Origin of the sequence: Cytobacillus sp. (assembly GCF_032154635.1) — a bacterium.
In the GTDB taxonomy this organism is placed as follows: Bacteria; Bacillota; Bacilli; order Bacillales; family Cytobacillaceae; genus Cytobacillus.
Genome location: NZ_JALDXW010000036.1, coordinates 1 through 11124 on the forward strand (window position 1 = coordinate 1; position 11124 = coordinate 11124).

The window sequence follows — 11124 nt, forward strand, 5'->3', positions numbered from 1 at the left end:
CGCCTATCGCCTATCAAACTTCAGGCCCCCTCCGCAACGATTGCGTCAACATCGAATCGCTTCCGCTCTTCGTATTTCCTTTATCTCAGTCGCGGTCCTTCCAGTTTGCACGGCGATGATCAAGGCGCTTGCGCTTTTCTAAAGTATGAAAGGGCAATAAAAAACAGGCAAGAAAGAAAACTTGCCTGTTTTGGTTGTTATTATTGTTGCTTAATGCCGTATTTTTTATTGAAACGATCAACACGTCCGCCAGCTTCAGCGAATTTTTGACGTCCTGTATAGAATGGATGGCATTCAGAACAAGTTTCAACACGGATCTCTTTTTGAACAGAACCTGTTTCGAACTCGTTACCGCAAGCGCATTTCACCATTGCTTTATTGTAATTTGGATGAATTCCTGCTTTCATTCTTTTCATCTCCTTCCGCCCTGAATCATACTGAAACAGAGTATATAGTACGGGCAATCATGATGACGCCGTATAATCTAAAAACACACTGGAATTATTATAACAAGGCCAAACCCATTTTGCAATATTTGATTTCTCGATTCCTAAGAAAGGGAAATAATTGGTTTTAAATATGCCTAAGTGATTACTTCATTCCGTTTTTCTTTGCCTTCATTTCCTCAGAGAGATTTGCGAAAAATTCCTCGTTCGATTTTGTCTGTCTTAATTTGCGCAAGAACTTCTCAGCAAAATCAGGAGAATCAGACATTGACTTTCTAATAGCCCACAGCTTGTCCAGATGATCCTTCTGGATAAGAAGCTCCTCTTTACGCGTTCCTGAACGGCGAATATCAATCGCAGGGAAAATTCTTCGTTCAGCAAGCGAACGGTCTAAATGAAGCTCCATATTCCCTGTCCCTTTGAATTCTTCATAGATGACATCATCCATACGTGAGCCTGTATCGACAAGAGCTGTTGCAAGAATGGTTAAGCTACCGCCTTCTTCAATATTACGTGCCGCACCGAAGAAACGCTTTGGACGGTGGAAGGCAGCCGGGTCAATCCCCCCTGATAATGTTCTTCCGCTAGGCGGAATGACAAGGTTATAGGCTCTTGCTAACCTAGTTATACTATCCATCAAAATGACAACGTCACGCTTATGTTCAACAAGACGCATCGCGCGTTCAAGCACAAGCTCAGCCACTTTAATATGATTTTCAGGAACCTCGTCAAATGTCGAGCTAACTACATCTCCTGCAACAGAACGCTCAATATCTGTTACTTCCTCTGGACGCTCATCAATCAATAAAACGATTAACTCCACTTCTGGATGATTCGTTGTAATACTGTTGGCAATTTCCTTTAAGAGCATCGTTTTACCTGCCTTTGGCGGAGCCACGATCAATCCGCGCTGGCCAAATCCAACAGGTGCAAGGACATCCATAATTCGAGTGGACAGATGCTTAGGCGTTGTTTCCAGTTTCATTTGCAAATCTGGATATAAAGGCGTTAATCCAGGGAAATGCACACGTTCCTTTGCTGTTTCAGGATCATCTCCGTTAACAGCCTCTACTTGAAGAAGGCCAAAATATCGTTCATTTTCTTTTGGAGGTCGGACTTTCCCAGAAACCTTATCCCCATTTCTTAAATCAAAACGGCGTATTTGGGAGGCTGATATATAAATGTCCTCCGAGCTTGGAGAGTAGTTGATTGGACGCAAAAACCCAAAGCCTTCTGACTGAATAATTTCAAGGACACCTTCCATAAAGAAGTAGCCTTCCTTTTCAGCACGAGCCTTTAAAATGGCAAATATTAATTCCTTTTTTGTTAATTTACTGTAATAAGATACTTTATATTCACGAGCAAGCTCATAAAGCTCTTTCAGCTTCATATTTTCTAAACTTGAAATATTTAATCCCATATAGACACCACACTTTTGAATTTTCAATCTCTTTTTCGATATACGCACAAATAAACCATAAACATGGAAAAGAAAAAGGGATTTTTGTTTTTACCTGAGGTCATTCTACTAAAAGTAAATAAAGAACCGAGGATAGACCGAAAAAAGGAGCTATATTTCTATCATTAACTAAGTTGAATGGTCATTTTTTGGAGGATTCCTCTACTACTGAAAAACAATTTCTATTTTACCCCTTAATAAGAGGTTTCACAACTATATTTTAGTTGAAGAAGTAAGGAAGGAGTAATGAAATGATAGGTCTGGCTCTTTGCCAGACCTTTTTACATTTGATGTTTTCTGTTTGATATTCTCTTCTACGATTAACGAATAACAAGATTTGGCTTCTTCTTTAGACTATGACGGCCTTCGATAAAACGTACCGTTCCTGACTTTGCACGCATAACAACTGAATGAGTCGAGCCGTAAGAGCCTTTAAATTGAACACCTCTTAGTAGCTCACCATCTGTTACACCAGTAGCAGCGAAAATCGCATCGTCACCTTTGACTAAATCTTCCATAAGAAGTATCTTATTGACATCGATTCCCATCTTCTTACAGCGCTCAATTTCAGCCTCATTTTGCGGAACGAGCTTTCCTTGGATTTCTCCTCCAAGGCATTTTAAAGCAACTGCTGCTAGCACACCTTCAGGAGCTCCGCCAGAACCAAACAAAATGTCTACGCCTGTATGATCAAAAGCTGTGTTGATCGCACCAGCTACATCGCCATCATTAATCAGCTTAATTCTTGCGCCTGCTTCACGCAGCTGGCTGATAATATAATCATGTCTTGGGCGATTTAATACAGTTGCAACAACATCAGAAATATCTTTGTTCTTTGCCTTTGCAACAGCTTTCAGGTTATCAATAACTGAGGCATTAATATCAATTTGGCCTACTGCTTCAGGACCTACAGCAATTTTTTCCATATACATATCAGGTGCATGCAACAAGTTGCCGTGATCTGCTATAGCCAAAACCGCTAAAGCATTCCAGCCGCCAGAAGCAACAATATTTGTTCCTTCAAGCGGATCGACAGCGACATCTACACGGGGACCATAGCCAGTACCAAGCTTTTCTCCAATGTAAAGCATGGGTGCTTCATCCATTTCCCCTTCACCAATCACAACCGTTCCTTTCATCGGAACCGTATCAAACACATCGCGCATCGCAGAAGTTGCTGCATCATCCGCCTCATCCTTTTTCCCTCTCCCCATCCAACGGGCAGACGCTAAAGCAGCACCCTCCGTTACACGGACAAGTTCCATTGTTAAACTGCGTTCCATTTATATTTCCCCCTCAACCTCTTAGCTGTATTTCTATTGTCTAGCGCTGCTGGCTCCTAGCCCCGACGTACAGGACGTACTAGTGTCGACAATGCGACAGGACGTCGCGTTCTTGTCGACCTCGAGGTCATAAGCCGATCTGCCATGAAGGTTAAAGTACAACCTTCCCGTCAGATCTTCTTATGCTTGTCGGGGCTGAACAGTCGCCTCCGCTTTTCTTTGTCCAGCTTCGGCTCCTAGCCCCTCGAGGTCATAAGCCGATCTGCCATGAAGGTTAAAGTACAACCTTCCCGTCAGATCTTCTTATGCTTGTCGGGGCTGAACAGTCGCCTCCGCTTTTCTTTGTCTAGGCATTTTTGATTTGTTCTTGCTCTTCTTGTGTTAAATTTTCACGCCAGATGGTTGCTCCAAGACCATTTAATTTTTCAACTAGATGGCTGTATCCACGGTCAATATGCTCAACTCCAGTTACTTCTGTTACACCTTCAGCCATTAAGCCCGCAATGACCAATGCGGCACCGGCACGCAGATCACTAGCCTTCACTTTTGCCCCTTGGAGTTTTACCGGACCATGGATAATCGCTGATCGGCCTTCAACTTTAATGTTTGCATTCATTCTTCTTAATTCATCTATATGCTTAAAACGAGCGCTATAAATCGTATCGGTTACCATGCTTGTCCCAGCTGCATTCGTTAACAGCGTCGTAATTGGCTGCTGAAGATCTGTTGGGAACCCAGGGTAGACAAGTGTTTTAATATCTACCGATTTCATTTGATCTGCTGGTCCGACAAAGACTTGATCATCGCCTGCTTCAATTTTGACACCCATTTCCCGAAGCTTGGCAATCAATGATTCCAGATGCTGAGGAATAACATTATCAATTAAAACCCCTTCACCTACTGCTGCTCCAAGAATCATGTATGTTCCAGCCTCAATCCGATCAGGGATAATGGTATGCTGACAGCCATGAAGCTGATCAACCCCGTCTATCCGAATGACATCCGTACCAGCACCCTTAATCTTTGCACCCATATTCGTTAACAGTGTGGCAACATCAATGATTTCCGGCTCTTTAGCCGCATTTTCAATAATTGTTCTGCCTTTTGCTCTTACAGCTGCGAGCATTATATTGATCGTTGCCCCAACACTAACCACATCAAGGTAAATTCTTGCTCCTATTAGCTCATCGGCTCGCAAATAAATGGCACCCTGCTCATTTGTCACCTTTGCACCAAGCGCTTCAAAACCTTTAATATGCTGATCTATTGGTCTTGGTCCAAGATGGCAGCCACCAGGAAGGCCAATGACTGCCTTCTTAAATCTGCCAAGCATAGCACCCATTAAATAATAAGAGGCACGCAGTTTTTTTACTTTTCCATTCGGCAAAGGCATGGAAATCATAGAAGCTGGATCGACAATCATATCACTTTCATTAAAGCTGACAGTCCCCCCAAGTTCTTCAAGCAGTCCCTTTAAAATTTGAACATCCGAAATATCTGGCAGCCCTTCAATCGTGACGGGCGAATCAGCCAGTATCGTAGCCGGTATTAAAGCTACAGCACTATTTTTCGCCCCGCTAATCCGAACCGTTCCTTTTAAAGGATAACCGCCTGCAATCATAAGCTTTTCCATTGTTAACTCCCTTCTAAGCCGTATGTATAAGTAAACACTGTGCGTGTTTATAGAAATCGTAAATAGGCTTATTCTAATTATGCAATAGATGAATGGCAATAAGTCTACCATCACCTATCACATGGATAAAATTACCATATATTTTTACCGCATTCCGACATTATCCACATCATCTAGTTTACACGAAAAAATAAATCTCATGTATGGATATGCAAAAAAGTTAAAATTAAGTCTGAAGACCTAGAAAAACAATGGCTTTAAAAAAAGCTTCCTTTTTATGAACGGGAATTCCAGTCTGCAAGAAAGGCTTCGATTCCCTTATCTGTTAACGGGTGGTTGAACAATTGCATAATTACTTTATAAGGAACCGTTGCGATATGTGCTCCTCTTAATGCTGCATCTGTTACATGTTGTGGATGTCTAATAGATGCAGCAATAATTTCTGTCGGGATATCGTGAATCGCAAAAATTTCTGCGATGGTTGAAATAAGGTCAAGTCCGTTATGACCGATATCATCCAATCTTCCAAGGAACGGAGATACATATGTCGCACCAGCCCTTGCTGCAAGCAATGCCTGGTTCGCACTAAAGATTAGTGTTACGTTTGTTTTGATGCCTTCTTTTGAAAAAGCATGAACGGCTTTTAAACCATCCGGAGTCATTGGCACTTTAATCGTAATATTAGGGGCAATCGCTGCTAATTCTTTTCCTTCCTTGATCATCCCTTCTGCATCAAGCGCGATGACTTCTGCACTAACTGAGCCCGGAACAAGTGCAGTAATTTCACGTAAACGGTCCTCGAAGGAAACATTTTTTTCCTTTGCTACTAGAGAAGGATTCGTTGTTACACCTGCCACTACTCCTAATGAGAATGCTTCTTTAATTTCTTCCATATTTGCTGTATCAATAAAAAATTTCATCAGTTATTCCTCCTGTTATTAATTATTTTCCAAAAGGCAGTTTTCGCAAACATTGCTGCTCAATCCTATGTTGTGGTATAAGTTGATTTTCGCGACAAATGAATGGAAACCGCCTGCTGATTAAGAGGCGGTTTCCACTTCAAATAGATGTTATTAAGCTTTGCCAGAAGAACCGAATTCACGCATTTTTCCAATGACTGTTTCCTTGATTGTTTCGCGTGCTGGCCCTAAATATTTGCGTGGATCATACATATTTGGATTTGCTTCTAGAACTTCGCGAACCTTTTTCGCAGAAGCGATTTGGTTCTCCGTGTTTACATTGATTTTTGCTGTACCTAGAGAAATCGCTTTTTGAATATCTTTCGTTGGAATTCCTGTTCCGCCATGAAGAACTAGAGGAACACCTGTCAGATTTCCGATTTCCTCCATTTCAGCAAAGCCTAGATTTGGCTCCCCTTTGTATGGGCCATGCACAGAACCTAGCGCAGGAGCTAAGCAGTCAATTTTCGTACGCTTAACAAGCTCTTCACATTCTTTTGCATCCGCATAAATGACACCATCAGCCACGACATCATCTTCCTGTCCGCCAACTGTACCTAATTCCGCTTCAACAGATACTCCTTTTGCATGTGCATATTCAACTACCTTCGAAGTAATGGCGATATTTTCCTCAAAAGGATCATGTGAAGCATCAATCATGACAGATGTGAAGCCTGCGTCAATCGCTTCTTTACATTTTTCAAAGCTTGAGCCATGATCTAAGTGTATAGCAACTGGAACGGTAATTTTATAATCTTCAAGTAAGCCCTCTACCATTTTAACAACCGTTTTAAATCCTCCCATATAACGGGCGGCACCTTCAGACACCCCAAGAATAACAGGGGATTTTTCTTCCTCTGCTGCTTGAAGAATCGCTTGAGTAAACTCAAGATTGTTTAAGTTAAATTGACCTACTGCATAGCCCTCCGCTTTTCCTTTATTAAGCATGTCAGTCATTGAAACTAAAGGCATCTTTTTTCCTCCTTATAAATAAACGGTTTATTTTCGCGGATTCTTATTAAAGTCTTTCCTTCACAGGAATTGAATATGTACAGATATCCGCGCTTATGTAAAACGTATCCTGTAGAATTCATTTGTATCATACCAAAACAGAAAAAGAATTGCTATTAATCAGATGATTTTTGTTTGTTACTATTTTAACACAGAGAAAAGAAGCCTCACTAAAATGGGCTTCTTATAAAGTATTTGATAAAGGCAAATATTCCTTAACAGCTGAACGGATATCATCGATATCGAAAGGCTTTGCAAAATGGGTAAGGGCGCCTAGATCCTTCGCTTCCTGAATCATATCTAGTTCTCCATATGCTGTCATGATAATTACGCGAATATCTTTATCGATGACTCTCATTCGCTTTAATATTTCAATACCGTCCATTCCTGGTATTTTCATATCTAGCAAAACTAAATCAGGTGAATGCTTTGAGACAATTTCGAGTGCCTGAATGCCATTAGCTGCCTGGTATGTATTATACCCTTCCTTCTGTAGTACCTCATTCAGCAATATCCGAATTCCAAATTGATCGTCAACAATTAAGATTTTCCCCTTCATTAAGCCACCTCTTCCCTTCGTACATTACGATTGTTCTTTCTTTCTACCTATGATGTCCTGCTGGCTATCTAATTACTCCCCTTCTTATAATTCTACTCTATTCCTGCCAACTCCTGCCTCTTTATTTAAAACCAACCATAATTTTACCTTTTTATTAACATTCCCTTATAATAGACATGATTTAAAATGAAACCATTTTATAAGGAGAGAGAAGATGCTGAAAATGTTTTCTACCCAGCTTTCTGGGTTGTTTAAAAAAATACAGGATAAAGAAGAATTAGCAATAGAAGATAGTGCACGTCTGCTTGCACAAGCTGTCATCGGAAGCGGAAAGCTATACATATTGGCAACAAATGAAATGAAGGCGATTGCTTATGAAGCAACAGAAAGTCAAGAGCCTTTAAGAAAAGGAGTCATTTGGAGAGCTGATGATACCTTTGATAACATTTCCGAAACAGATAGATTTTTAATTGTTTCCAGATATTCAACAGATAAAGAAGCTGTTAAACTAGGGAAACGTTTGGCGGAAAAAAGAATTCCATTCGTTGCTATCTCCACTGTTTTATCTGAAGAAAACGAGAGCTTCGTTCATCTGGCCGATGTCCATATAGATTTATCACTTACAAAAGGGCTTCTGCCTGATGAAGAAGGAAACCGCTTTGGCTTTCCTGCATCAATGGCCGCTTTGTTTGTTTATTATGGAATCCGATTTACCATTGAAGAAATTCTTGCAGAATATGAATGAGTAGATCGCGAGGGTTCTTACCGGAATTGAACCATATTTGGACGTTTACGGGCCGGTTTTACTATTTTACGGGCTACTTTTAATGAATTACGGATGACATACAGAATGTATCATCGAAGAAACCCCCGCCAAGTTAGCGGGGGTTTTCTATTACTTCTCACTGAATTGTAAGGAAGCACCGACAAATTCACGGAATAGTGGCTGTGGACGGTTGGGTCTTGAAATAAATTCCGGATGGAATTGAGAAGCCACAAACCATGGATGGTCTTTGATTTCAATAATCTCGACTAGGCGGCCGTCAGGGCTTGTCCCAGAGAATACAAAACCTGCCTCTTCCATTTCTTGACGATAATGATTGTTAAACTCATAGCGATGACGATGGCGTTCATATACAACTTCATCCTGATAAGCATCGTAAGCCTTCGTCTCTTCAATTAATTTACATGCTTGCAAGCCAAGTCGCAGCGTTCCACCAAGATCCTCTACATCCTTTTGCTCCGGAAGAAGGTCAATAATCGGATGCTCGGTTGATGGATCAATTTCAGCGGAATGTGCTCCTTTCAGATTTAACACATTTCTTGCAAACTCAATCGATGCCAGCTGCATACCCAAGCAAATGCCAAGGAATGGCTTTTTCTGTTCACGTGCATATTGGATTGCGAGAATTTTCCCTTCAATTCCTCGATCACCGAATCCACCAGGTACAAGTATGCCATCTGCATCCTTTAATAAATCTGCAACATTGCTTTCATTAACTTCTTCTGCATTAATCCAGTCCACTTCAATATCCGAGTCATGTGCATACCCTGCATGCTTCAATGCCTCAACTACAGAAATATACGCATCTTGCAATTCAACATATTTACCAACAAGGGCAATTCTTGTTGTCTTCGATAAATGAGTTACTTTTTCAACCAATTGCTTCCATTCTGTCATGTCTGCTACTCCGCAGTCTAGCTTTAGATGGTCGCAGACAATTTTATCAAGGTTTTGATCCTGTAGGGCTAACGGAATGGAGTATAATGTGTCCGCATCACGGCACTCGATTACCGCATCTTTATCAATGTCGCAGAATAGTGCAAGCTTATCCTTCATATCTTGAGAAATTGGCATTTCTGTACGAACTACAATGACATTCGGCTGTATGCCTAGACTTCTTAGCTCTTTTACACTATGCTGTGTCGGCTTTGTTTTCATTTCTCCTGCAGCCTTAATATACGGCACCAATGTACAGTGAATATACATCACATTCTCACGGCCTACATCACTTTTAATTTGACGGATGGCTTCTAAGAATGGAAGCGATTCGATATCTCCTACTGTACCGCCAATTTCAGTGATGACAACATCTGAATTTGTTTCATGGCCTGCGCGGAATACCCGATCTTTAATTTCATTCGTAATATGCGGAATCACCTGAACCGTTCCGCCATTATAATCCCCGCGGCGTTCTTTCCGAAGGACAGTTGAATAGATCTTCCCTGTTGTCACACTGCTGTATTTTGTTACATTGATGTCAACAAAGCGTTCATAGTGCCCTAAGTCCAAATCTGTCTCCGCTCCATCACCTGTTACGAAAACCTCCCCATGCTGGTACGGACTCATTGTCCCTGGATCTACATTTATATAGGGATCAAATTTTTGGATCGTTACCGTTAATCCTCGGTTTTTCAGCAATCTTCCAAGAGATGCCGCTACAATACCCTTTCCTAGTGACGACACAACGCCACCTGTTACAAAAATATACTTCGTCATCATAATTCCCCCTTAAGTATCAGTTTGTACATTTTCGCCTTTATTTAAAGACGTAATTAAAGAAATCATTCATACCGGATCACGGCTTGATGTTAGAGGGTCAAGCGATGCAATAAAAAATAAAAAGCGCTCCGCTTACTTTTTAAAAGTAAGGGAGCGCTGTACATGTATAATGAATCGTTCCTTTTTAAAAGGAGCCCAAAAATGATTCTACAAGCCTGCCAGGAAAAAGTCAAGATTATAAATCTTCTTCTTCCTCTTCATCCATATCAAGCTCATCATCCTCAAGTTCTTCCTCTTCATCATCAAGGTCAAATTCTTCATCTTTATCAAGAAGATCATCATCGATATCCTCTTCATCTTCAATCAAATCATCATCATCTTCATCGAGTAAATCTTCTTCATCTAGGTCATCAATATCATCATAATCAATATCTTCTTCATCTAACTCATCATAATCATCAAGGTCTAAATCGTCATCATCAGATGCCTTTTTCGCCTTTTTCTTCTTCGGTTTAATATCTGTTACCACTTCTTCTTCCACTTGATCAATTGGATACCAAATACGGAGACCCCAAGTGTTATCTCCTAAACCTAAGAAACGCCCATCAATATTTAAATCAGTATAGAATTGCGCAATTTTTGCTTTGACTTGTTCGTCTGTAAGTTCAAGTAGACTAGTTATTTCATCCATGATTACTTTAAAAGGCAAAGCTTCTTTTCTTCCTTTTAATAACTCATATGCGATTTCAATTAAAGACATTTCTTGCAATTGTTCTTTCGAGTACTCTTGTAAACTCAATATTCGCACATCCTTTCTCTATGTAACACCTTCAGCGTTTTCCTCCGAAGGGAAAATAAACAAAAAAATATTTAAATCCATCCTGTTTAAACGTTTTTTTTGCTGTCGATAGCATGCTCTAAAATGCATATTCTTCATTATAAACAAAATTTTTCTGTTTATGCTAGCTATATCTGTCGTTTTTCTCCTCTTTTTCTTCATCATCACAATGATCCGGCTTTTTTGAGAGCTGTTTGTAGGCTAAAACAAAGAAGTAAATGGATATTAATAGGAACGGGATCGCCCCTAACTGCCTTTGATATAGATAGACTGTTCCAATACAAACCCCTAATAGTCCTATAAAAACGAAGATCCGTTTCACTCATTCCACACCCTGCTCTATCAAAACTGTGAAGTACACGCTTAACTATATTCGATTATATCGGATTCACAAAGGAAAGTATAAGCAAGGAATGATTTTTTTGTGAGGTTT

The 11124-nt window shown here is 40.4% G+C and carries 11 protein-coding genes; 1 reads left to right on the forward strand and 10 read right to left on the reverse strand.

Annotated elements, in window-relative coordinates:
• Positions 1–200: 200 nt before the first annotated feature.
• From rpmE to RUH74_RS19425, 7 genes are all read right to left on the reverse strand, one after another.
• Positions 201–407, reverse strand: a complete 207-nt coding sequence (gene rpmE, locus RUH74_RS19395) for a 50S ribosomal protein L31 (RefSeq protein WP_053478529.1) — start codon at positions 405–407, stop codon at positions 201–203.
• Between the two features lie 184 nt (positions 408–591).
• Positions 592–1866 (reverse strand): transcription termination factor Rho, encoded by a 1275-nt coding sequence (rho, locus tag RUH74_RS19400; RefSeq protein WP_313803023.1) that lies wholly within the window; start codon positions 1864–1866, stop codon positions 592–594.
• Between the two features lie 359 nt (positions 1867–2225).
• On the reverse strand, positions 2226–3188 hold the full coding sequence (gene glpX, locus RUH74_RS19405; protein WP_313803025.1) for a class II fructose-bisphosphatase: 963 nt from the start codon (positions 3186–3188) through the stop codon (positions 2226–2228).
• Positions 3189–3534: 346 nt separating this feature from the next.
• Positions 3535–4821, reverse strand: coding sequence for a UDP-N-acetylglucosamine 1-carboxyvinyltransferase (locus tag RUH74_RS19410; RefSeq protein WP_313803027.1), 1287 nt, complete (start codon positions 4819–4821; stop codon positions 3535–3537).
• Positions 4822–5096: 275 nt separating this feature from the next.
• Positions 5097–5741 (reverse strand): fructose-6-phosphate aldolase, encoded by a 645-nt coding sequence (fsa, locus tag RUH74_RS19415; RefSeq protein WP_313803029.1) that lies wholly within the window; start codon positions 5739–5741, stop codon positions 5097–5099.
• 153 nt (positions 5742–5894) lie between these two features.
• The gene (locus tag RUH74_RS19420) at positions 5895–6752 is read right to left on the reverse strand and encodes a class II fructose-bisphosphate aldolase (protein WP_313803031.1); all 858 of its coding nucleotides are present in this window, start codon (positions 6750–6752) and stop codon (positions 5895–5897) included.
• A gap of 223 nt (positions 6753–6975) precedes the next feature.
• Complete coding sequence (locus tag RUH74_RS19425; RefSeq protein ID WP_313803033.1) at positions 6976–7350, reverse strand: response regulator; 375 nt, start codon at positions 7348–7350, stop codon at positions 6976–6978.
• Between the two features lie 214 nt (positions 7351–7564).
• Here RUH74_RS19425 and RUH74_RS19430 point away from each other — a divergent pair, with 214 nt between their 5' ends.
• A complete protein-coding gene (locus RUH74_RS19430; protein ID WP_313803035.1) occupies positions 7565–8095 on the forward strand; it encodes a DUF2529 domain-containing protein in 531 nt (176 codons plus the stop codon).
• 150 nt (positions 8096–8245) lie between these two features.
• On the opposite strand, the gene RUH74_RS19435 is transcribed toward RUH74_RS19430, so the two are convergent.
• The 3 genes from RUH74_RS19435 to RUH74_RS19445 all read right to left on the reverse strand — a co-directional run bounded on the left by RUH74_RS19435 (position 8246) and on the right by RUH74_RS19445 (position 11013).
• Positions 8246–9850 carry a CTP synthase gene (locus tag RUH74_RS19435; protein ID WP_313803037.1) on the reverse strand — a complete coding sequence of 535 codons (1605 nt, stop codon included), beginning with the start codon at positions 9848–9850 and terminating at the stop codon, positions 8246–8248.
• A 238-nt stretch (positions 9851–10088) separates the two neighbouring features.
• Entirely contained in the window at positions 10089–10652 is a 564-nt protein-coding gene (gene rpoE, locus RUH74_RS19440; protein ID WP_313803039.1) for a DNA-directed RNA polymerase subunit delta, read from the reverse strand.
• Between the two features lie 163 nt (positions 10653–10815).
• Positions 10816–11013 (reverse strand): hypothetical protein, encoded by a 198-nt coding sequence (locus RUH74_RS19445; protein WP_313803041.1) that lies wholly within the window; start codon positions 11011–11013, stop codon positions 10816–10818.
• Between the last annotated feature and the right edge of the window lie 111 nt (positions 11014–11124).

Excerpts from the sequence above, each read along its gene's own strand:
- rpmE (WP_053478529.1), bottom strand. The coding sequence starts at position 407 with ATGAAAGCAGGAATTCATCCAAATTACAATAAAGCAATGGTGAAATGC.
- rho (WP_313803023.1), bottom strand. The coding sequence starts at position 1,866 with ATGGGATTAAATATTTCAAGTTTAGAAAATATGAAGCTGAAAGAGCTT.
- glpX (WP_313803025.1), bottom strand. The coding sequence starts at position 3,188 with ATGGAACGCAGTTTAACAATGGAACTTGTCCGTGTAACGGAGGGTGCT.
- RUH74_RS19410 (WP_313803027.1), bottom strand. The coding sequence starts at position 4,821 with ATGGAAAAGCTTATGATTGCAGGCGGTTATCCTTTAAAAGGAACGGTT.
- fsa (WP_313803029.1), bottom strand. The coding sequence starts at position 5,741 with ATGAAATTTTTTATTGATACAGCAAATATGGAAGAAATTAAAGAAGCA.
- RUH74_RS19420 (WP_313803031.1), bottom strand. The coding sequence starts at position 6,752 with ATGCCTTTAGTTTCAATGACTGACATGCTTAATAAAGGAAAAGCGGAG.
- RUH74_RS19425 (WP_313803033.1), bottom strand. The coding sequence starts at position 7,350 with ATGAAGGGGAAAATCTTAATTGTTGACGATCAATTTGGAATTCGGATA.
- RUH74_RS19430 (WP_313803035.1), top strand. The coding sequence starts at position 7,565 with ATGCTGAAAATGTTTTCTACCCAGCTTTCTGGGTTGTTTAAAAAAATA.
- RUH74_RS19435 (WP_313803037.1), bottom strand. The coding sequence starts at position 9,850 with ATGACGAAGTATATTTTTGTAACAGGTGGCGTTGTGTCGTCACTAGGA.